The 20,936-nt window shown below is 66.8% G+C and carries 20 protein-coding genes and 2 pseudogenes; 18 read left to right on the forward strand and 4 right to left on the reverse strand.

From position 1 onward, the window contains the following. The 16 genes and pseudogenes from K309_RS42885 to K309_RS0109925 all read left to right on the forward strand — a co-directional run. Positions 1-227, forward strand: a pseudogene (locus K309_RS42885) (group II intron reverse transcriptase/maturase); the annotation flags it as partial. Positions 228-370: 143 nt separating this feature from the next. After that, entirely contained in the window at positions 371-502 is a 132-nt protein-coding gene (locus tag K309_RS43770) for a hypothetical protein (protein ID WP_012353360.1), read from the forward strand. Between the two features lie 90 nt (positions 503-592). Next, on the forward strand, positions 593-1,729 hold the full coding sequence (asd, locus tag K309_RS0109865) for an aspartate-semialdehyde dehydrogenase (protein ID WP_029046260.1): 1,137 nt from the start codon (positions 593-595) through the stop codon (positions 1,727-1,729). Positions 1,730-2,004: 275 nt separating this feature from the next. Next, positions 2,005-4,854: a motility hub landmark protein FimV gene (locus K309_RS0109870; RefSeq protein ID WP_029046261.1), complete on the forward strand. Its 2,850-nt coding sequence runs from the start codon at positions 2,005-2,007 to the stop codon at positions 4,852-4,854. A 128-nt stretch (positions 4,855-4,982) separates the two neighbouring features. After that, a complete protein-coding gene (gene truA, locus K309_RS0109875; protein ID WP_029046262.1) occupies positions 4,983-5,801 on the forward strand; it encodes a tRNA pseudouridine(38-40) synthase TruA in 819 nt (272 codons plus the stop codon). After that, on the forward strand, positions 5,788-6,510 hold the full coding sequence (locus tag K309_RS0109880) for a phosphoribosylanthranilate isomerase (protein WP_029046263.1): 723 nt from the start codon (positions 5,788-5,790) through the stop codon (positions 6,508-6,510). The genes truA and K309_RS0109880 overlap by 14 nt, the downstream gene beginning before the upstream one ends. 125 nt (positions 6,511-6,635) lie before the next feature. Continuing rightward, entirely contained in the window at positions 6,636-7,829 is a 1,194-nt protein-coding gene (gene trpB, locus K309_RS0109885; RefSeq protein WP_029046264.1) for a tryptophan synthase subunit beta, read from the forward strand. Continuing rightward, positions 7,829-8,740 carry a DNA-methyltransferase gene (locus K309_RS0109890; protein ID WP_029046265.1) on the forward strand — a complete coding sequence of 304 codons (912 nt, stop codon included), beginning with the start codon at positions 7,829-7,831 and terminating at the stop codon, positions 8,738-8,740. Before trpB ends, K309_RS0109890 begins: the two co-directional genes overlap by 1 nt. Before the next feature lies 1 nt (position 8,741). Continuing rightward, a complete protein-coding gene (trpA, locus tag K309_RS0109895) occupies positions 8,742-9,542 on the forward strand; it encodes a tryptophan synthase subunit alpha (protein ID WP_029046266.1) in 801 nt (266 codons plus the stop codon). 175 nt (positions 9,543-9,717) lie between these two features. Next, entirely contained in the window at positions 9,718-10,590 is an 873-nt protein-coding gene (accD, locus tag K309_RS0109900) for an acetyl-CoA carboxylase, carboxyltransferase subunit beta (RefSeq protein ID WP_029046267.1), read from the forward strand. A gap of 147 nt (positions 10,591-10,737) precedes the next feature. After that, positions 10,738-12,048, forward strand: a complete 1,311-nt coding sequence (gene folC / locus K309_RS0109905) for a bifunctional tetrahydrofolate synthase/dihydrofolate synthase (protein ID WP_029046268.1) — start codon at positions 10,738-10,740, stop codon at positions 12,046-12,048. Positions 12,049-12,115: 67 nt separating this feature from the next. Continuing rightward, a complete protein-coding gene (locus K309_RS0109910; protein ID WP_029046269.1) occupies positions 12,116-12,850 on the forward strand; it encodes an SPOR domain-containing protein in 735 nt (244 codons plus the stop codon). Between the two features lie 43 nt (positions 12,851-12,893). Then, a complete protein-coding gene (locus K309_RS0109915) occupies positions 12,894-13,391 on the forward strand; it encodes a CvpA family protein (RefSeq protein WP_029046270.1) in 498 nt (165 codons plus the stop codon). Between the two features lie 109 nt (positions 13,392-13,500). After that, on the forward strand, positions 13,501-15,030 hold the full coding sequence (gene purF / locus K309_RS0109920; protein WP_029046271.1) for an amidophosphoribosyltransferase: 1,530 nt from the start codon (positions 13,501-13,503) through the stop codon (positions 15,028-15,030). A 124-nt stretch (positions 15,031-15,154) separates the two neighbouring features. Continuing rightward, a complete protein-coding gene (locus tag K309_RS41640) occupies positions 15,155-15,358 on the forward strand; it encodes a hypothetical protein (protein ID WP_156914335.1) in 204 nt (67 codons plus the stop codon). Further along, positions 15,355-16,560 (forward strand): O-succinylhomoserine sulfhydrylase, encoded by a 1,206-nt coding sequence (locus K309_RS0109925; RefSeq protein ID WP_029046272.1) that lies wholly within the window; start codon positions 15,355-15,357, stop codon positions 16,558-16,560. Before K309_RS41640 ends, K309_RS0109925 begins: the two co-directional genes overlap by 4 nt. Positions 16,561-16,578: 18 nt before the next feature. On the opposite strand, the gene K309_RS36315 is transcribed toward K309_RS0109925, so the two are convergent. The 4 genes from K309_RS36315 to rpsU all read right to left on the reverse strand — a co-directional run bounded on the left by K309_RS36315 (position 16,579) and on the right by rpsU (position 19,036). Next, positions 16,579-16,776: a hypothetical protein gene (locus K309_RS36315; RefSeq protein ID WP_035877192.1), complete on the reverse strand. Its 198-nt coding sequence runs from the start codon at positions 16,774-16,776 to the stop codon at positions 16,579-16,581. An 85-nt stretch (positions 16,777-16,861) separates the two neighbouring features. After that, positions 16,862-17,716, reverse strand: a complete 855-nt coding sequence (locus K309_RS0109935) for an ABC transporter permease (RefSeq protein ID WP_029046274.1) — start codon at positions 17,714-17,716, stop codon at positions 16,862-16,864. Positions 17,717-17,729: 13 nt separating this feature from the next. Then, entirely contained in the window at positions 17,730-18,641 is a 912-nt protein-coding gene (nodI, locus tag K309_RS0109940) for a nodulation factor ABC transporter ATP-binding protein NodI (protein WP_035877193.1), read from the reverse strand. A 182-nt stretch (positions 18,642-18,823) separates the two neighbouring features. Beyond that, positions 18,824-19,036: a 30S ribosomal protein S21 gene (rpsU, locus tag K309_RS0109945; RefSeq protein ID WP_010814647.1), complete on the reverse strand. Its 213-nt coding sequence runs from the start codon at positions 19,034-19,036 to the stop codon at positions 18,824-18,826. A 485-nt stretch (positions 19,037-19,521) separates the two neighbouring features. On the opposite strand from rpsU, the pseudogene K309_RS36320 reads away from it, so the two are divergent. Both K309_RS36320 and K309_RS0109955 read left to right on the forward strand, forming a co-directional pair. After that, a pseudogene (locus tag K309_RS36320) lies at positions 19,522-19,910 on the forward strand (cupin domain-containing protein). A gap of 48 nt (positions 19,911-19,958) precedes the next feature. Beyond that, positions 19,959-20,936 (forward strand): Bug family tripartite tricarboxylate transporter substrate binding protein, encoded by a 978-nt coding sequence (locus tag K309_RS0109955; RefSeq protein WP_029046276.1) that lies wholly within the window; start codon positions 19,959-19,961, stop codon positions 20,934-20,936.

The following is a 20,936-nucleotide window of genomic DNA, read 5'->3' on the forward strand; positions in this document are numbered from 1 at the left end:
GAGAGCTGGACAAGTGGATGCGTCACCGGCTGCGAGCCATCCAGCTCAAGCACTGGCGCCGTGGTCGGGTCATTTACCGAGAGTTGCGTGCCCTGGGTGCTACAGCTGACGCCGCCAGGCAAGTAGCGGCGAGTGGCCGGTGCTGGTGGCGCAACAGCGGGGACTCGCTGAACCGAGTCCTGACCATCGCCTACTTCGATCAGTTGGGCATGCCCCGCCTCACTTAACCTCAACCTCTCGAACCGCCCGGTGCGGACCCGCATGCCGGGTGGTGTGGCAGGGGCGCAGCCAGTGCGGCTGCCCCCTATGCCGATATTTGTCCCCGATTTCCACGCTGCGGCAGCGCCGCAAAATCGTGTAGACTCTGCGAATGGCCCGATTTTCCCAGTCCACCCTGACTGCTGTTGTCGCCCTGACCGCCACCCGCGGCCCGGTCGGCACGATTTCGCTCGGCCAGACCGCAACGACGATTAAAACCATTATTAAAACCGCGATCGCCTAGATCCGTTCGTCGTGCCTGCCCGTCTTCCCCGCGCAGCCACGCCGGGCGAGGAAAATGGCGGGGAAGTAAAAATCACATCCGAGGTAAATCATGATTGTAGGTCTCGTCGGTTGGCGGGGTATGGTCGGCAGCGTCCTGATGCAGCGCATGCAGGAAGAGCGTGATTTCGACCACATCGAGCCCGTCTTCTTCAGCACGTCCAACGCCGGCGGCAAGGCGCCCGCCATGGCCAAGAACGAAACCACGCTCAAGGATGCCAACGACATCGAGGCACTGAAGAAGTGCGACGTGGTGCTGACCGCCCAGGGCGGCGACTACACCAACGAGGTCTTCCCCAAGCTGCGCGAGGCGGGCTGGAAGGGCTACTGGATCGACGCGGCCTCGTCGCTGCGCATGAAGGACGATGCCATCATCGTGCTGGATCCGGTCAACCAGGGTGTGATCAAGGATGCCCTGTCCAAGGGCGTGAAGAATTTCGTCGGCGGCAACTGCACGGTCAGCTGCATGCTGATGGGCCTGGGCGGCCTGTTCCAGGCCGACCTGGTCGAGTGGATGACCTCAATGACTTACCAGGCCGCCTCGGGCGGCGGTGCGCAGCACATGCGCGAGCTGCTGACCCAGTTCGGCACGCTGAATGCGTCGGTCAAGTCGCTGCTGGATAACCCGGCCTCGGCCATCCTGGAAATCGACCGTACCATCCTGGCAACCCAGCACGGCCTGTCCGCCGAGGAAACCAGGCAGTTCGGCGTGCCGCTGGCCGGCAACCTGATTCCCTGGATCGACAAGGACCTGGGCAACGGCCAGTCGCGCGAGGAGTGGAAGGGCGGCGCCGAAACCAACAAGATCCTGGGCCGCGGCGAAGGCTTCCTGGGCGCGACCGGTGCCACGCCGATCGCCGTGGACGGCCTGTGCGTGCGGATCGGTGCCATGCGTTGCCACTCGCAGGCGCTGACCATCAAGCTGCGCCGCGACGTGCCGCTGGACGAGATCGAAGGCATGCTGGCTGCCCACAACCGCTGGGCCAAGGTGGTGCCGAATACCCGTGAAGCCAGCATGACCGACCTGACCCCGGCGGCCGTGACCGGCACGCTGACGATCCCGGTCGGCCGCCTGCGCAAGATGCAGATGGGCGGCGAGTACCTGTCGGCATTCACGGTCGGCGACCAGCTGCTGTGGGGTGCGGCCGAGCCGCTGCGCCGCATGCTGCATATCCTGATCGAATCCTGATGGGAAGCTGCCTGGTTGCGGCCGTTGCAGCCAGGCAACAGAAAAGACCGCTTTGCCGACAACGCCGCGCCCACGCGCGGCGTTGTTGTATCCGGGCGCCTATTTTCCCGGGCGATGCGTCACAATACGCCGGCATGCGCCCCGGTCCGCAGGGATCGGCGCCTGCGCGCCGGCTGGTCAAGGGGTGCAGTCAGAATGCCCCGCCAGCCTGCCGGACCTGTCTATGGGGTCGGTTTGTCGATGTATATCGCTACTAAAACATAACGGAGCATAAGGTGAGTGTGAGCCAACATCGCCGGAAAGATGCGCCTACTGCCCGTCAGCGCTGGTCAACGCTGGCCGTCACGGCACTGGGCCTGCTGCTTGCGCAGCCGGCCGCATATGCCGCGGGGTTCGGGCAATTGCGGGTTCAGTCGAATCTGGGGCAGCCGCTGCAGGCTGAGATCGACATCAGCGGAGTCACGCCCGAAGAGGCCTCCGGGCTGAACGTCAGGCTGGCGTCGCCGGGGGCGTACGCGGCGGCGGGGCTGACCTACCAGCCCGCGGTCAGCTCGCTGCGCCTGGAGATCGAGCGCCGTCCCAACGGCAGCTATGTCGCCAAGGTCCGTTCGACGCAGCCGATCAGCGAGCCGTTCGTCGACATCCTGGTCGACATGAGCTGGTCCAGCGGCAAGGTGTCGCGCGCCTACACATTCCTGCTTGACCCCGCCGGGGCCAAGCCATCCAACGAAACCTACTCGCCGTCGACGGTGGTGCAGGCGGCAACGCCCGACGCCTCGCCCGCCACCGCGCCACAGCCCGCGGCTGCCGCGGCGCCGCAAGCGGCCGCACAGGAAGCGGCGCCTGCCGCCGAGTCCGCCCGTCCGGCAGCGCCCGTGCGCCCCGCACGGCAGGCCAGGCGCGCGCCGTCGGCGGCGCCCGCAGCCAGCGCCGACGTGGCACCCGGCGGTGGCTATACCGTCAAGCGCGGCGATACGCTGTATGGGATTGCCGGCGAGGCCGTACAGGGCGCCGAATCGGTGTCGCTGGACCAGATGCTGGTCGCGCTCTACCGCAACAATCCCAACGCCTTTATCGGCGGCAACATGAACCGGCTGCGCAGCGGCGCGGTGCTGCAGGTGCCGACCCAGCAACAGGCACAGTCCGTCACGCCCAAGGCCGCGCGCCGCGAGGTGGTCGCGCGCACGCAGGGCTTCGACGCCTATCGCAGCCGCCTGGCGAGCGCTGCGGCGGCCAAGTCGGTCGAGCCCGACAGCGGCCGCCAGCAGTCCGGCAACGTGACGGCGCGCGTGCAGGAACAGGCAGCCCCGACCGATGGTCCGCGCGACGAACTGAAACTGAGCAAGGCCGAGCGGGGCGCGCAGGCCGATGCCGCCGCCAAGGCCGAAGCCAATGTCGCGCGCGATCGCCAGGTCAAGGAAGCCGAGGCGCGGCTGGCGCAGCTGGAAAAGAATATCGGCGACATGCAGAAGCTGCTCGAGCTGAAGAACGCCGAGATCGCCAAGCTGGGCCAGGCCAACCAGGCGGCGCTGGCCGACAAGGAAAAGGAAAAGGAAAAGGCGGCCGCGGTGGCCAAGCCTGAAGCAGCCGCGCCGAACGTGGTGGCTGCCCAGGCGCCCAAGGCCACTGCCGCAGAACCGGCCGCAGCGGCGGCAACTGCCGCCGCCGCAGTGCCCGATGCCGCCAGTGGCGCCGCGGCGGCAGCGCCCGCCGTGGCCGCCGCCGAGGCTTCGGCGCCGCAGGCTGCTGCAGCGGCTGCCGCGCCGGCATCGGCCCCCGCAGCCAAGCCGGCGCCGCCTGTGGTGGCGCAGCCCGCACCGGTGCAGGAGCCGTCGTTCCTCGACGGCCTGCTGGCCAACCCGATGCTGCTGCCCGGCGGCGGCCTGCTAGTGGCGCTGCTCGGCGTCTACGCGATCTATCGCCGTCGCCAGCAGCAGAAGCAGGGCGAGGCGACCGGCTTCGGCGACAGCATCCTGTCGCAGGAAAGCACGGTGATGGCCGGCTCCAATTCGCTGTTCGGCGCCGCCGGCGGCCAGAGTGTCGACACCTCGCAGCACAGCGTGTTCGGTGCCGATTTCCGCATCGGCAACAACACGCCGGAAGCCAACGAGGTCGATCCGATCGCCGAGGCCGAGGTCTATATCGCCTATGGGCGCGATGTGCAGGCGGAGGAAATCCTGCGCGAAGCCCTGGAGAAAAACCCGGAGCAGCAGCCGGTGCGGCTCAAGCTCCTGGAGATTTACAGCAACAGACAGGATGTGGAAGGTTTCCGCGTGATAGCAGAAGAAATGTTCGCCCAGACCGGCGGACACAGTGCGGAATGGCTGAAGGCAGCAGAAATGGGGCGTGCGCTCGAGCCGGGCAACGCGATGTACCTGGCGGTGACGCCGGAGGTCGCGGGTCCGGATACGGCCTCGCTGGCGACGGACCAGTGGCGCACGCAGGACCCGTCGCAGGATCCGGCTTCGATCCCGCGACTCGAGCCCTCGCTGGGCGACCTGGCGTTGCCGCTGGACGCCTTCCCGGCGCCCGCGGCGGGCGACCCGATCGTGGCGCCGGCGTCGGCGGCCATGGTGTTCGGTGCGGATTCGGACCCGACCGAGCCGGCCGTGCGCCTGGATGGCGGACTGCACCTGGATTTCCCGGCCCGCGCCGGCGATCCGCTGGCCGACCCGCTGGCTGACCCGCTGGCTGACGATAGGGACGTGCCGCGCCTGGATACGCCGACCCGCTCGCGCCCGCTGGAGTTCGACATGTCGGGCCTGTCGCTGGACCTGGGCAGTGATCCGTCGGCCACCGGGGGCTCGCCGGGCGCGGCGGACGAAGCTTTCGCCCCGCTGCCTGCGACGACCCTGCTGCGCGACGGCAAGCTGGCCGCGCCGATCGACCTGTCGCGCGTGCCGGACGAAACCAATCCCGACACGGCCCGCGGCGTTTCGCCCAGCACGCTGTCGACCGATGGCGTCGACGGCGGCCGCGACATGCAGATCAAGCTGGACCTGGCACGCGCCTATATCGAAATCGGCGACAAGGAAGGGGCCCGCGAGCTGCTGCAGGAAGTGGTCGAGCAGTCGCAGGACCCGCTGCAGGCCGAGGCCCGTTCGCTGCTGCTGGAAGTGGCCTGAGCTATCATTGACGGTCCGCCGCGGCACGCGCTGCCGCGGCATGAAGCGATGCGCCGGAAGCGTCCCTTCCGGCGCATTTGCTTTTCCGGCGCGCATTGCCTGCCCGCCGCCATGCTTTTTCCCGTGACATGAACCGCATCGCACTTGGCCTGCACTACGACGGCGCCGCCTTTTCCGGGTGGCAGTCGCAGCCGCACCGCAATACCGTGCAGGATCACCTCGAAGACGCCATCGAGCGCTTCGCCGGGGTGCGCCTGCTGACCACCGTGGCGGGGCGCACCGATACCGGCGTGCATGCGCTGGGGCAGGTGATCCACCTGGATACCGAGCTGGAACGCGAGTCCTTTTCCTGGGTGCGTGGCGTCAATGCCTTTCTGCCGCCATCGATCGCGCTGCAGTGGGCGCTGCCGGTCGACGAAGGCTTCCATGCCCGCTTCCTGGCGTACGAGCGCATGTATTACTACGCGCTCTACACCGGTCCGCACCGGGTGCCGATGGTTCATGGCCGCGCCGGCTACCAGATGCTGCCACCCGGACAACGGCTCGACGTGGACGCCATGCGCGAAGCCGCGGCGTATCTGATCGGCGAGCACGACTTTTCCGCCTTCCGCGCCGCCGAGTGCCAGGCCAAGTCGCCGGTCAAGACCATGTATGACGTCACCATCCGCGACGACGGCAACTGGGTGTTCCTGCGCTTTCGCGCCAGCGCCTTCCTGCACCATATGGTGCGCAACCTGATGGGCTGCCTGGTGGCGGTGGGCCGTCGACGCTACCCGCCGCAATGGCTGGCGCAGGTGCTGGCCGGGCAAGACCGCAAGCTGGCAGCGCCCACGTTCATGCCGGACGGCCTCTACCTGGTCGGGGTCAAGTATCCTGATGCTTACCCGATCCCCGCGGCCGACCCATCCGCGAGCTTGTTCCATGGAGTGTTTGATGACGCAGCCTGAGGGCAGTCCGGTGCACCTGCCGCAGCGTACCCGCATCAAGATCTGCGGCCTGACCCGCGAGGACGACGTGCGCGCCGCCGTCGATGCCGGCGCGGACGCGATCGGGCTGGTGTTCTACCCGAAGAGCCCGCGCTACGTCGAGGTGGCGCAAGCCGCGGCGCTGGCCGAGGCCGCCGGGCCGTTCGTCGCGGTGACAGGCCTGTTCGTCAACGCCGAACTGGAAGACATTGCCCACGTGGCGGAGCGTGTGCCGTTGACGCTGCTGCAGCTGCACGGCGACGAAACCCCGCAGTTCTGCACCCAGGCCGCGCAGCGCTGCCGGCTGCCGTTCCTGCGCGCCGCCCGTGTCCGTCCGGGGCTCGATTTGGTAGAATTTGCCGATCAATACCGTGATGCCGCTGCCTTGCTGCTCGATGCCTTCGTCGAAGGCTACGGCGGTGGCGGCCACGTCTTCGACTGGACCCTGATTCCTCCGGCATGGCTTCCGCCCAATCCTCCGGTTACGGCAACCGGCAACCCGAACGCAAGCGGCGCTCCTCGCATCGTTTTGAGTGGTGGGTTGAACGCGCAAAACGTCGCTGGCGCGATTGAACGCGTGCGGCCCTACGCTGTGGACGTCAGCAGCGGGGTAGAGGCCGCCAAGGGCGTGAAAGACCACGCCCGCATTGCCGAGTTCGTGCGCGCTGTCCGCAGCGCCGAGGCCGGATGAGCCGGATCGAAGCCCGATCCCTTGCCCACCCCGTGTGGGCCGCTTCAAGGCGGCCATCGCGCACACCCAGTCAACTACGCGCCCTTGCCGGCCAAGGCAAGGCCGCTGTTCCGAAGAGCCTAGACATGTACGACCTGCCCGATTCCCGTGGCCATTTCGGCCCCTATGGCGGCACCTTCGTTTCCGAGACGCTGGTCCACGCGCTGGACGAGCTGCGCGAAGCCTATGCGCACTACCAGAAGGACCCGGAGTTCGATGCCGAATTCCGTCGCGAGCTGAAGCACTTCGTCGGCCGCCCGTCGCCGATCTACCACGCGCAGCGCTGGAGCGAGACGCTCGGCGGCGCGCAGATCTACTTCAAGCGCGAAGACCTGAACCACACCGGCGCGCACAAGATCAACAACGTCATCGGCCAGGCGCTGCTGGCCAAGCGCATGGGCAAGCCGCGCGTGATCGCCGAGACCGGGGCGGGGCAGCATGGCGTGGCCACGGCCACCATCGCCGCCCGCTTCGGCATGGAGTGCGTGGTCTACATGGGCGCCGAGGACGTCAAGCGCCAGGCCGCCAACGTCTACCGCATGAAGCTGCTGGGCGCGACCGTGGTGCCGGTGGAAAGCGGCTCGCGCACGCTCAAGGACGCGCTCAATGAAGCCATGCGCGACTGGGTCACCAACGTCGAGAACACCTTCTACATCATCGGCACCGTGGCCGGCCCGCACCCGTACCCGATGATGGTGCGCGACTTCCAGTGCGTGATCGGCGAGGAAGCCAAGGTGCAGATGCCAGAGATGACGGGCCGCCAGCCGGATGCCGTGATCGCCTGCGTGGGCGGCGGCTCCAATGCCATGGGCATCTTCTACCCGTACATCGAGCACCAGGACGTGCAACTGATCGGCGTGGAAGCCGCCGGCGACGGCCTGGACACCGGCCGCCACGCGGCTGCGCTGATCGGTGGTTCGCCGGGCGTGCTGCACGGCAACCGCACCTATCTGCTGCAGGACGACAACGGCCAGATCATCGAGACGCATTCGGTCTCGGCCGGCCTGGACTACCCTGGCGTCGGCCCGGAGCACGCCTGGCTCAAGGACAGCGGCCGCGCGCAGTACGTGCCGATCACCGACGAGGAAGCGCTCAAGGCCTTCCACGACTGCTGCCGCATCGAGGGCATCATCCCGGCGCTGGAGTCGAGCCACGCGATCGCCTATGCCTGCAAGCTGGCACCGACGCTGCCCAAGGACAAGCTGCTGCTGGTGAACCTGTCCGGACGCGGCGACAAGGACATGCATACCGTGGCCGAGCGCGCGGGGCTCAAGCTCTGATGCGCGCGCTGCCCCACCCCCAGGGCCTCGCCATTGGCGGGGCCGACGCCTTGCCCGGCGCGTCCGGCGCACCGCCGCTGCAATTGTTCCAGGAAGACATGTTCGAGGGCATTGCCCGCCTGCCGGACGGCTCGGTCGACCTGATCGTCGCCGACCCGCCGTACGGGCTGGGCAAGGACTACGGCAATGATTCCGACCTGCTGTCGGGCCAGGCCTACCTGGACTGGTCCGAGCGCTGGATGGATGCGGTCGTGCCCAAGCTCGCGCCCAAGGGCACGCTCTACCTGTTCTGCACCTGGCAGTATTCGCCGGAGCTGTTCGTGATGCTCAAGCGGCGCCTGACGATGATCAACGAGATCATCTGGGACCGCCGCGTGCCCAGCATGGGCGGCACCACGCGCAAGTTCTCGTCGGTGCACGATAACATTGGCTTCTTTGCCAAGGCACGCGACTACTACTTCGATCTCGATCCGGTCCGAATCCCGTACGACCCCGAGACCAAGAAGGCACGCAGCCGTCCGCGCTTCGAGGGCAAGAAGTGGCTGGAGGTGGGCTATAACCCCAAGGACCTGTGGAGCATTTCGCGCATCCACCGGCAGGATCCCGAACGCGCCAACCACCCGACGCAGAAGCCGCTGGAGATCGTCGAGCGGATGGTGCTGTCGAGCTGCCCGCCGGGCGGCCTGGTGCTGGACCCGTTCGCGGGCAGCGGCACCACCGCGGTGGCGTGCCTGCGCCACGGCCGGCGCTTTGTCGGCTACGAGATCAACCCGGAGTACGTGCAGGTGGCGTGCGGGCGCGTGGCCGCTGCCGCGCAAGCCATGCCCGCAATCGAGCCTGACGCCACCCCAACCCTGGCCGCCGCCAACGACGACGCCTCGCCGGCGCCGCGGCCTCACCTGATTCCCTGATATGTCCCGTATCCAGAAGACGTTCGCGGCGCTGGCCGCGCAGCAGAAGAAGGGCCTGATTCCGTTCATCACCGCCGGTGATCCCGAGCCCGGCCTGACCGTGGCGCTGATGCACGCGCTGGTGGCGGGCGGCGCCGACGTGATCGAGCTGGGCGTGCCGTTCTCCGACCCGATGGCCGACGGCCCGGTGATCCAGCGCGCCTCCGAGCGCGCGCTGGCGCAGGGCGTGTCACTGACGCAGGTGCTGCAGTGGGTGCGCGAGTTCCGCCAGGCCAATGCCGAGACCCCGGTGGTGCTGATGGGCTACGCCAACCCGATCGAACGCATGGGCGAAGAGGCCTTTGCCAAGGCCGCGAGCGCGGCCGGCGTGGATGGCGTGCTGGTGGTCGACTATCCGCCCGAAGAGTGCGAGTCGTTCGCCGCGCTGATGCGCGACAACGGCATGGACCCGATCTTCCTGCTGGCGCCGACCTCCACCGACGCACGCATCGAGGCCGTGGCCAAGGTCGCCAGCGGCTATCTTTACTATGTCTCGCTCAAGGGCGTGACCGGTTCCGCATCGATCGACCTCGACAGCGTGGCCTCGCGCCTGCCGCTGATCAAGCAGCACGCCAACCTGCCGGTCGGCGTGGGCTTCGGCATCCGCGACGCGCAGACCGCGCGCGCGATCGGCAGCGTGTCCGACGCCGTGGTGATCGGCAGCCGCCTGGTGCAATTGCTGGAAGACACGCCGCGGGAACAGGCCGTCGCCACGCTGCAGGCGTTTATCGCCGAGATCCGCCAGGCGCTGGACGCGAAGTGATCTACTCCAGGCCCGGCGGGCATCGGGAAGTGACCTAATGTGCCTAATTCGCACGCCGCGCTTCGAGGTCACCGGCCCGCCGTGGTAAATTCGCGGGCTGATTCCCTGCCACCTGCCGAAGTTCGCCCTGACAGAGGGTTTGCCGGCGGCGCGCAGCTATCCGAAAGGAGCTTTCATGAGCTGGTTGGATAAACTCCTGCCCCCCAAGATTCAACAGACCGACCCCCGTACCCGCAAGGGCATCCCGGAGGGGTTGTGGGTCAAGTGCCCGTCGTGCGAGTCCACCCTGTACCGGACCGACGTCGAGGCCAACCTGCACGTCTGCCCAAAGTGCGACCACCACATGCGCATCAACGCGCGTGCGCGCCTGGACGCGTTGCTGGACGCGGAAGGCCGCTATGAGATCGGCCAGGAGATCGTGCCGGTCGACGCGCTCAAGTTCAAGGATTCGAAGAAGTACCCGGACCGCATCAAGGCGGCCATGGACGATACCGGCGAGACCGACGCCATGGTGGTGATGGGCGGTGCGATCCACACCATCCCGGTGGTGGCGAGCTGCTTCGAGTTCGAGTTCATGGGCGGTTCGATGGGCTCGGTGGTCGGCGAGCGCTTCGTGCGCGGCGCGCAGGCCGCGCTCGAGCAGAAGGTGCCTTTCATCTGCTTTACCGCCACCGGCGGCGCGCGCATGCAGGAGAGCCTGCTGTCGCTGCTGCAGATGGCCAAGACCACGGCCATGCTGAACCAGCTGAGCGCGAGCAAGCTGCCATTCATCAGCGTGCTGACCGACCCGACCATGGGCGGCGTGTCGGCCTCGTTCGCCTTCCTGGGCGACGTGGTGATCGCCGAGCCGAAGGCGCTGATCGGCTTTGCCGGCCCGCGCGTGATCGAGCAGACCGTGCGTGAGAAGCTGCCGGAAGGCTTCCAGCGCTCGGAGTTCCTGCTGCAGAAGGGCGCCGTCGACATGATCGTCGACCGCCGCAAGATGCGCGCCGAACTGGCGCAGCTGCTGGCACTGCTGCAGAAGCAGCCGGCCGACGCGGTGGCATAACGCCGCGAATATCGCTGTACTGAAGGCGCGGGTGGTTGACGCGCCTTTCGCCTTTTCTGGACTCCGGCGGCGCTGGTCCTTGACTTTGCGCCCGCCTGCCCGAATCTGGTAGCAAACGCTTTCCATCGCTTTCCTCGCCCACCTGAAATGCCTGTCTTCCACACGCTCCCCGAATGGCTCACCCATCTCGAAACCGCCCACCCCGTGGGCATCGACATGGGCCTGACGCGTATCACGCGCGTGAAGGAAGCCCTCGGCCTGCGCATCGACGCCACGGTCTTCACCGTTGGCGGCACCAACGGCAAGGGCTCGACCTGCGCCATGCTCGAGCGCATCCTGCTGGAAGCCGGCTACAAGGTGGGCTGCCATACCTCGCCGCACCTGATCTCTTTCAACGAGCGTGCGCGCCTCAATGGCGAGATGGCGACCGATGCGCAGCTGCTGCCGCACTTCGAGGCGGTCGAGCGCGCGCGCATCAGCTTTGCCGACCCGGTCAGCCTGACCTACTTCGAGTTCACCACGCTGGCGATCATCCATTTCTTCGCCGCTTCCGGCCTGGACGCGATCATCCTGGAAGTCGGGCTGGGTGGCCGCCTGGATGCGACCAATGTGATCGATACCGATTGCGCCATCGTCACCAGCGTCGACATCGACCATACCCAGTACCTGGGCAACACGCGCGAGGAAATCGGCTTTGAGAAGGCCGGCATCTTCCGTCCGGGCGTGCCGGCGATCTGCGGCGACCCGGTGCCGCCGAAGTCGCTGGTGGCGCATGCCGAGGCCATCGGCGCCGAGCTGTGGCTGGTGGGCCGCGATTTCCACTTCCACGCGGCCAAAGGCCAGGAACGCCAGCAATGGGACTGGAGCGGCGGTGGGCGCAAGCTCAACGGCCTGGGCTACCCCGCGCTGCGCGGCGCCAACCAGCTGCTGAACGCCGCCGCCGCGCTGGCCGCGCTGCAGGCCATGCGCCCGCAACTGCCGGTGAGCGCCCAGGAAGTGCGCAACGGGCTGGCGTTCGTCGAGCTGCCGGGGCGCTTCCAGGTGTTGCCGGGACGGCCCGCGGTGATCCTCGACGTGGCGCATAACCCGCATGCGGCCGCCACGCTGGGGCAGAACCTGGAGAACATGGGCTTCTTCCGCTACACCTATGCGGTGTTCGGCGCGATGCAGGACAAGGATATCGCCGGCGTGCTGCAGCACGTGGCCGACAAGGTCGACCACTGGTGCCTGTGCGACCTGCCGACCGAGCGCGCCGCCAGCGCCGCCGACGTGCTGGCGACGCTGGAGGGGGGCGGTTTCCGCGCCGGCCCCGACGCCACCGCCGCCTGCTTTTCCAGTCCGGAGGCGGCGTTCCGCGACGCCATGGAGAGAGCGACCGAGAATGATAGAATTCTGGTCTTCGGATCGTTCTATACCGTCGCCGGCGTGATGGCCTACCGGGCCACGCAAGCCAACTGACCTGGCACTGAGCGGCAAACGCAACGACCGGCCCCTGTCAGAGGGGGCTGTCGCACCGAACCAATTTATGGGCCTGCTTTCGCTGTTTTCTTCCCGCAAGGGCAACGACCCGGCACCAGAGCGTGCGCGCCGCCAGCGCAACGACCCGGGTGCAGGCATCGCCTCGTCGCGCCGTCTGGCCGACGAATATGCCGACGACACGCTCGATCCTGAATTCCCGCAGAAGCAGCGCGCACGCCGCCGCCTGATCGGCGCCGTGGTGCTGGTGGTGGCCGCGGTGATCGTGCTGCCAATCGTGTTCGAGACCAAGCCGCGCCCGGTGGCCGACGATGTCGCGGTCAAGGTGAGCGGCGGGCAGGGCAGCAGCAAGCCCCGTGTCGAGCCGCGCAAGGCCGATCCGCTGCCGCCGGCGCCGGCGGCCCGCAACGACGCGGCGGCGCTCGATGCCGGCGAGGAAATCGTCAATACGGCGGACAAGCCGGCCGACAAGCCCGTCCAGCGCGCCGAGGCCAGGGCCGACGCAAAGCCTGACGCCAAGGCTGAAACCAAGCCTGAGGCCAAGCCCCAGGGCAGCGGCAAGTACCTGATCCTGATTGGCGCATTCTCGTCGGAAGAGAAGGCGAAGACCTGGCTGGCCAAGCTCAAGGCGAGCAAGGTGCCGGCCTACGTGGAAAAGAAAGTGCTGGCCGACGGCGAGCGCATCCTGCTGCGCGCCGGCCCCTTCAGCGACCGCGACGCCGCCGATGCGGCCGACAAGCGCGTGCGCGCGGCAGGCCTGACCTCGAAGGTAATCGAACAGTAATGGGCTAGCGCTGCCTGGCGCATGGGCGCGGCAGCGAGCAACGATGCAGCCGACTTTCTTCGACTACGCCGTGGTCTTTATCCTGCTGGCCTCGGGCGCGCTGGGCGTGTTGCGCGGCCTGGTGCGCGAGGTGCTGTCGCTGATCGGCTGGGTGGTGGCGTTCTGGGTCGCGTTCCGCTACGGCGCGGTCGCCGCGGGCTGGATGCCCGAGTCGCTGCCCGGCGGCGAGCTGGCCCGCCACGCGCTGGGTTTCGTGGTGCTGCTGATCGGCACCGTGCTCGGGGCGTCGCTGGCCGGCATGGTGGTCGGGCAGTTGCTGGAGAGCACGGGCCTCAAGCCGGCGGACCGCGGGCTCGGGCTGGTGTTCGGATTGCTGCGCGGCGCGCTGCTGGTGATGGTGATGGTGACGCTCGCCAGCCTGACGAAATTGCCGGAAGAACCTTTCTGGCGCGATGCGGTGAGCCGCCCCTATGTGATGCAGGCCATGGAATCGGTCAAGCCATGGCTGCCGCCGGAGCTGGCGAAGTACGTCAAGACATGACATGAAGCCGGGCATGGTGCCCGGCCAGTAGTACGCAGGCCTTGCGGTCCGGAAGGATAGCCGGACCAGGCTGCGCCCCCTGATTCAAAGCCTTTCCTGGGAGCTTGGCATGTGCGGTATCGTCGGTGTGGTTTCAGCCACGCCTGTCAACCAACTGATTTACGACAGCCTGCTGTTGTTGCAACACCGCGGACAGGATGCTGCCGGCATCGCCACCGCCAACGGCAGTACTTTCCACATGTACAAGGCCAACGGCCTGGTGCGCGACGTCTTCCGTACCCGCAACATGCGCGGCCTGCCGGGCACCGCGGGCATCGGCCAGGTGCGCTACCCGACCGCCGGCTCGGCCTCGAGCGAGGAAGAGGCGCAGCCGTTCTACGTCAACGCCCCTTACGGCATCATCCTGGCGCATAACGGCAACCTGACCAACTGGCAGCAGCTGCGCGAGGAAATGTTCCGCCGCGATCGTCGCCACATCAACACGCACTCCGACACCGAAGTGCTGCTGAACGTGCTGGCCGACGAGCTGCAGCGCGCCAGCAACGGCATGGCGCTGGACCCGGAAATGATCTTCAAGGCCGTTTCGGGCATGCACCGCCGCGTGCGCGGCTCGTACGCCATCACGGCGCAGATCGCCGGCTACGGCATGCTGGCGGTGCGCGATCCGTTCGGCATCCGTCCGCTGTGCCTGGGCAGCGTCGAGACGCCGTCGGGCAAGGAGTGGATGGTTGCCTCCGAGTCCGTGGCGCTGGAAGGCATCGGCTACAAGTTCGAGCGCGACGTGGCGGCGGGCGAAGCGATCTTCATCGACCTGGATGGCAAGCTCTACAGCAAGCAGTGCGCCGACAACCCGGTGCTGACGTCCTGCATTTTCGAGTACGTCTACCTGGCCCGCCCGGATTCGTGCATTGATGGCGTGCCCGTCTACGACGCGCGCCTGCGCATGGGCGACTACCTGGCCGAGAAGATCCGCGAGGAAGTGTCGGCCGGCGACATCGACGTGGTGATGCCGATTCCCGACTCCAGCCGTCCGGCTGCCATGCAGGTGGCCAACCGACTGGGCGTGAACTATCGCGAAGGCTTCTTCAAGAACCGCTATGTCGGCCGCACCTTCATCATGCCGGGCCAGGCGGTGCGCAAGAAGTCGGTGCGCCAGAAGCTCAACGCCATGGGCGTGGAGTTCAAGGGCAAGAACGTGCTGATCGTCGATGATTCGATCGTGCGCGGCACCACCTCGTTCGAAATCGTGCAGATGGCGCGCGATGCCGGTGCCAACAAGGTGATCTTCGCCTCGGCCGCGCCGCCGGTGAAGTACCCGAACGTGTACGGCATCGACATGCCGACCCGCAGCGAACTGGTGGCGCACGGCCGCACGCACGAAGAGATCGCGAAGATCATCGGCGCGGACAAGCTGGTGTACCAGGACGTGGAAGCGATGAAACAGGCGGTGCGCGACATCAACCCGGCGCTGAAGGACTTCGATGCGTCGTGCTTCGATGGCCGCTATATCACCGGCGATATCGACGAGGCCTACCTGAACCGACTGGAGACCGCGCGCAGCCAGGCCGATCGCGACGGCACCGCCGGCGACACCGAGCGCTCGGCACTGCACCTGCAGCGTTCCGGCAATAACGAGTAAGCCGCGCGCCTGTCCCGCGAGCATGTCCGTTCGTTGACGGATGCGAAGCCCGGCCGTAACATGGCCGGGCGTCGATTTGATAGTCAGCTTGCGGACGCGGGTCCAGCCCGAAACAGCTAAAGAGATGGTGGCCAGCAAGATTCGCCAAGGCGCGCAGTGCCTGCGCAACGTGCCCACCAATCGCCAAAGCCTGCCGAAGGCCGCCGCAGCACAGCAAGCCCGTCGATCCGACCATCCGATCGCACGGGCTTTTTTCATGGCCGGCCGCCTTGCCGCGACAGGCTACAACCATTGCATTCGCGCGGGTACGACCGCGCCACCAGCATGAACGAACCGCTCAACCCTGAATCGCTCGGCATCGATACCCTTGGCGTGCGCGCCGGCACGCTGCGCAGCGAGTTCATGGAGCATTCCGAGGCCATTTACCTGACCTCGAGCTTCTGCTTCAACAGCGCCGCCGAGGCCGCCGAACGCTTTGCAAACTCGGAAGAGGGCTTTACCTATTCGCGCTTCACCAACCCGACCGTGTCGATGTTCCAGTCGCGGCTGGCCGCGCTGGAAGGGGCGCAGGCCTGCATGGCCACGGCGTCGGGCATGAGCGCGATCCTGTCGGTGGTGCTGTCGTCGATGCAGGCGGGCGATCACCTGGTCAGTTCGCGCGCGATCTTCGGCTCGACCATGACGCTGTTCAGCAATATCTTCGGCAAGTTCGGCGTGGAGACGACCTATGTCGATCCGACCGACCTGGAAGCATGGCGTGCCGCGGTGCGGCCGAATACGAAGCTGTTCTTCCTGGAGACGCCGTCGAATCCGCTGACCGAAGTGGCTGACATCGCGGCCGTGGCGGACATCGCCCACAACGCCAATGCGCTGCTGGTGGTCGACAACTGCTTCTGCTCGCCCGCGCTGCAGCAGCCGATGAAGTTCGGCGCCGACATCGTGGTGCACTCCGCCACCAAGCATATCGACGGCCAGGGCCGCGTGCTGGGCGGCGCGGTGCTGGGCTCGCACGATTTCATCATGGGCAAGGTGTTCCCGTTCGTGCGCACCGCGGGCCCGACGCTGTCGGCGTTCAACGCGTGGGTACTGCTCAAGGGCATGGAGACGCTCGGGATTCGCATGGAGCGCCATTCGTCCAGCGCGCTGGCGCTGGCGCAGTTCCTGGAGTCGCACCCGGCCGTGGCGCGCGTGTTCCATCCGGCGCTGAAGTCGCACCCGCAGCACGAGATTGCCATGCGGCAGCAGAGCGGCGGCGGCGCGATCGTGTCGTTCGAACTGAAGGGTGCCACGCCCGAGCAGCAGCGCGCTAACGCGTGGCGCGTAATCGACAACACCCGGCTGTGCTCGATCACCGGCAACCTGGGCGATACCCGCACCACCATCACGCACCCGTACACGACCACGCACGCGCGCGTGAGCCCGGAGGCGAAGGCGGCCGCTGGCGTCGGGGAAGGGTTGATCCGGCTGGCGGTGGGGCTGGAGTCGGTCGAGGACCTGAAGGCCGACCTGCTGCGCGGGCTCGGGGAATAAGCGAAGTTACTCCCGAAGTTACTCAGTCGGCGGCGGGTCGTCGCTGCCGGCGACCGCCTTCACGCCGGCGGCGGTGACGTCATAGGTGGTGCCCACCGCCGTCGAGGCGACGCTGACCGCGGCCGAGCCCACCGTCGCCGCGGCCGACACCGCGGCACCGCCAACCGCCATGGTGGCGCCCACCACCATGCATCCGCTAAGCGAAACGGTTGCCATTGCGGCTGCCAGCGCCAGTGCAACGCGCTCTAAGGTGGCGGATCCTCCGCTATCGTTGTCCACGGTACGCACCTTTAGCGCTGCCTCAGCGCAGCATCCGCCGGCGCAGCAGCACCAGCGAAACCACCAGCGCGGCCGCCGCATAGGCTGCCAGCACGGCAAGGTGCAAGCCTGCGCCATCCACCGGCCGGCCCAGCATCAGCGGCCGGATCAGCTCGACCGCGTGCGCCAGCGGCAGCAGCCTGGTGGCCGCCTGCACGCCTTCCGGCAGTTGCTCCACCGGGAAGAATACGCCCGACAGCAGCAGCATCGGCGTCATCGCCAGCGTCTGGTAGAACATGAAGAAGTCGTAGCTTGGCGCCAGCGCAGTGACGATCATCGCCAGCGCGGCAAACGCAATGCCGGCCAGCACGATCACCGGCAGCGCCAGCAGCGCGCCCGGCATTTGCGCATAGCCCAGTGCGGCGGCCACCAGCATGATCGCCAGGCCCGACAGCACCGCCTTGCTGGCCGCCCAGAAGATCTCGCCCAGCACGACGTCGCCCAGCGTCAGCGGCGCGTGCATGATCGCTTCCCAGGTGCGCTGCACGTGCATGCGCGAGAAGGCCGAGTACATCGACTCGAAGCTGGCCGACATCATCACGCTCGATGCGGTGGTGCCGGCGGCGAGGAAGGCGATGTATGACACGCCGTTGACCTGGCCCACCATCAGCCCCAGCCCGAGGCCGAGGCCGAACAGGTAGATCATCGGGTCGGCCAGGTTGCCGATCATCGACGGGATGGCCAGCTTCCTCCACACCAGGTAGTTGCGGTACCAGACCATCATCCAGTTGCGCATGTTGCGCGGCAGCAGTGGCTGTGGATAGGTCTGGCGCGTTGGCGCGGCATCGCCCCGGGTGGCGATGGCGGGTGTATCAGTGCGGGGATCCTGTTCGCTCATGTCAGTCCCTGGTTCAGTCCCGCATCTCGCGGCCGGTCAGCTTGAGGAACACGTCCTCCAGGTTGGCCGGGCGGTGCAGGTAGCGCACGCCGTTCCTGCCGTGCAGCGCCGCCAGCAGCGGGGCGGGCTCGCGCACGTAGCAGAACAGGGTCTCGCCGCTCATTTCGGTGCGCTGCGCCAGCGGCGTCAGCGTGCCGCGCAGCGCTTCCAGTTCATCGCCGTAGACCTCGACCACGTCGCAGCCGATCTGGCTGTCGATCAGCTCGTGCGGCTTGCCTTCGGCGATCTTGCGCCCGCCGTCGATCACGCACAGGTAGTTGCACAGCCGTTCGGCTTCTTCCATGAAGTGCGTGGTCAGCAAGATGGTCTTGCCGCTTGCCATCAGCGACTTCAGGCGCTCCCAGATCAGGTGGCGCGCCTGCGGATCCAGCCCGGTGGTGGGCTCGTCCATCACCAGCAGGTCGGGATCGTTGATCAGCGCGCGCGCCACCGTCAGGCGCCGGCGCATGCCGCCGGAGAGGTCGCGCACCTGGGCGTCGGCGCGGCTTTCCAGCCGGGCGAATTCCAGCAGCATCGGCACGCGCCGCGCTATCTCGGCCGACGACAGGCCAAAGTAGCGACCGAAGATGCGCAGGTTCTCGATCACCGAGAAATCCGGGTCGAGGTTGTCGAACTGCGGCACCACGCCCACGCGCATGCGCGCCTGCGGCGCCCGCTCGGGAATGGGTTCGCCGCACAGCGTCAGTGTGCCGGCCATCGGCGTGGTCAGGCCCAGCAGCAGGCGCAGCGTGGTGGTCTTGCCGGCGCCGTTGGGGCCAAGCAGGCCGAAGCACTGGCCGCGAAACACCTGGAGGTCGAGGTCGTCGACAACGACCGTATCGCCGTATTGCTTGCGCACCTTGCGCAACTCGAGGATGGCAGTCAAGGCAGGGTCCGGTAGGCGCCCCAAGGGGGCGCAATATCTGCCATTATGCCGGGCATCGGCGCAATGCTCAGGTGGCGCAGTGCAGCAAAAGCCGCCAATGTTGTGAGCATCCGTGACGCGTTGCGCGCGGGCATAAAAAAACCGCCAGCGAACTGGCGGTTTTTTTGCGAAGCTTGCCCGAATCAGTACATCTTCTTCGGCAGCATTTGCATGCGCAGACGCTTGCGCAGGCGTGCTTCGGCGGCCTTCTTCTTGCGCTTGCGCTCGGTCGTCGGCTTCTCGTAAGCGGTGCGGCTCTTGAGTTCAACGATCAGGCCAGTCTGCAGAATGGCACGACGGAAACGCCGCATTGCAACTTCAACGGGCTCACCGGGTTTCAAGACGATCTTAGTCAATTCAGTCCTTTAGGGGATTGCCGCGGTAGCGGCTGGTTCACACGGGGGGAAACTGCTGTCGCCGGAGCGACTGGTATTGCACGCTGGGCATGTGCCCGGTGCGCCCCCGCGAACCTGAAAGATGTGGACGTTTTAGTCCGTGCAACCAGTGTCAGGGGTGATAGCGCCAGGTCCAAATATAACTGGAGCCTGACAGTACCGGTTTCCATGAATGCTATACGCCCGTAACTATGGCATGTATACGACGCATCTGTCAAGAATGGCTTGCGACCGGCGCCGCAGCGGAGCGGCGGCAAGGGGCGAATTATACCCTTTCCTCGCTCGTCCACCAGTTCTTGGGAATCACGGGGTGATGGTCCGGACGCCGCCTCCCGGTAAACCCGCAGCACGCCCGAAATTGTTTGACGATGATATTCATATGCATAAACTAAGATTCATAAGTATGAATTCATCGCCAACTGGCGAAGCCTCGACAGGAGAGCAGCGTGCCGCAATCCCCCGTTTATTTCATCTCGACCGAGGAGGTCGAGGGCTACCACCCCGCCAACCACGTCGGCACGCTGACCGCCGCCTGATCGGGCCCGAGACCGTGGGGTCGCGCCACCTGGAAGTGATCCACGGCACCATCGAGAAAGGCAAGGGCGCGCTGCCCCACGCGCATCCCGGTATCGAACAGGTGTGCTACGTGCTGGAAGGCCGGGCCATTGCCGAGGTCGGCGGCCAGCGCAAGGAACTTGGCCCGGGCGATTGCTGCTTCTTCCCGCCGGACGAAATGCATGTGTTCACGGTGGTAAGTGAAGAGCCAGCCAGGATCCTGGTGATCTATTCCCCACCATACGAGGAATCGCCCGAGCGCGTGGTACGGCCCGCCTGAGACGCGGCCGGCCACGGCAAGGGTTCATATAACGACAGGAGACAGACCGTGAAGTCCTTCAAGACCGCTTTCGCCAGCCTGGTGCTGGGATGTGCCGCCGCGCTGTTCGCAGCACCGGCGCTGGCCGCCGATGAATTTCCGTCCAAGCCGCTGCGCCTGGTGGTGCCGTTCGCCGCCGGCAGCGGCACCGATGCCGTGGCGCGGCTGACCGCCAAGTACCTGGGCGAATCGCTGCAGCAGCCGGTAGTGGTCGACAACAAGCCGGGCGCCAATGGCACCATCGCCGCCGAGTTCGTCGCCAAGGCGCCGGCGGACGGCTATACGCTGTTCATGACCACCAACACCACGCATTCGGCCAACCCGTCGCTGATGAAACAGCTGCGCTACGACCCGGTCAAGGACTTCACGCCGGTTTCGCGCATGGGCAACCTGCCGTTCATGCTGGTGGTCAATCCGCAACTGCCGGTGAAGACGCTGCGCGAGTTCATCGACTACGCCAGGGCGCATCCTGGCATGAGCTACGCGAGCGGCAACAGCACCGGCATCGTCGCCGGCGCGACGCTGTCGAAGATGGCGGGCCTGAAGATGCTGCACGTGCCGTACAAGAGCACGCCGCCGGCAATGACCGACGTGATGGGCGGCCAGGTGCAGGCGATGTTCGTCGACTTTGCCGCGGGCATCGCCAATGTGCGCGCCGGCAAGCTGCGCGCGCTGGCCGTGACCACCGCGCAACGCAGTGCGCTGCTGCCCGACCTGCCGCCGGTCAGCAGTGCGCCCGAACTCAAGGGTTTCGATATCACGTCCTGGAACGGCGTTTTCGCACCCGCCGGCGTGCCGGCACCCGTGGTGGAGCGCCTCAACCGCGAGCTGGTTGCCATTGCCACCAGCAAGCAGCACGCCGCGCAGTTCCACGCGCTAGGGTTCGAGCCGTTCGGCAGCACACCCGCCGAGCTGAACCAGTTTGTCGTGGCCGAACTGCAGAAGTGGTCGCGTCTGGTGAAGGACGCGGGCATCCAGCCGGAATAA

The organism is Cupriavidus phytohabitans, from assembly GCF_000426345.1.
Lineage (GTDB): Bacteria > Pseudomonadota > Gammaproteobacteria > Burkholderiales > Burkholderiaceae > Cupriavidus.

Coding starts and splice junctions, on each gene's coding strand:
- asd (WP_029046260.1), top strand. CDS start 593: ATGATTGTAGGTCTCGTCGGTTGGCGGGGTATGGTCGGCAGCGTCCTG.
- K309_RS41640 (WP_156914335.1), top strand. CDS start 15,155: ATGGTGGCCAGCAAGATTCGCCAAGGCGCGCAGTGCCTGCGCAACGTG.
- folC (WP_029046268.1), top strand. CDS start 10,738: ATGCCTGTCTTCCACACGCTCCCCGAATGGCTCACCCATCTCGAAACC.
- K309_RS0109910 (WP_029046269.1), top strand. CDS start 12,116: ATGGGCCTGCTTTCGCTGTTTTCTTCCCGCAAGGGCAACGACCCGGCA.
- K309_RS0109935 (WP_029046274.1), bottom strand. CDS start 17,716: ATGAGCGAACAGGATCCCCGCACTGATACACCCGCCATCGCCACCCGG.
- K309_RS0109925 (WP_029046272.1), top strand. CDS start 15,355: ATGAACGAACCGCTCAACCCTGAATCGCTCGGCATCGATACCCTTGGC.
- K309_RS0109880 (WP_029046263.1), top strand. CDS start 5,788: ATGACGCAGCCTGAGGGCAGTCCGGTGCACCTGCCGCAGCGTACCCGC.
- trpB (WP_029046264.1), top strand. CDS start 6,636: ATGTACGACCTGCCCGATTCCCGTGGCCATTTCGGCCCCTATGGCGGC.
- trpA (WP_029046266.1), top strand. CDS start 8,742: ATGTCCCGTATCCAGAAGACGTTCGCGGCGCTGGCCGCGCAGCAGAAG.
- purF (WP_029046271.1), top strand. CDS start 13,501: ATGTGCGGTATCGTCGGTGTGGTTTCAGCCACGCCTGTCAACCAACTG.
- K309_RS43770 (WP_012353360.1), top strand. CDS start 371: ATGGCCCGATTTTCCCAGTCCACCCTGACTGCTGTTGTCGCCCTGACC.
- accD (WP_029046267.1), top strand. CDS start 9,718: ATGAGCTGGTTGGATAAACTCCTGCCCCCCAAGATTCAACAGACCGAC.
- K309_RS0109890 (WP_029046265.1), top strand. CDS start 7,829: ATGCGCGCGCTGCCCCACCCCCAGGGCCTCGCCATTGGCGGGGCCGAC.
- K309_RS36315 (WP_035877192.1), bottom strand. CDS start 16,776: ATGGCAACCGTTTCGCTTAGCGGATGCATGGTGGTGGGCGCCACCATG.
- truA (WP_029046262.1), top strand. CDS start 4,983: ATGAACCGCATCGCACTTGGCCTGCACTACGACGGCGCCGCCTTTTCC.
- K309_RS0109915 (WP_029046270.1), top strand. CDS start 12,894: ATGCAGCCGACTTTCTTCGACTACGCCGTGGTCTTTATCCTGCTGGCC.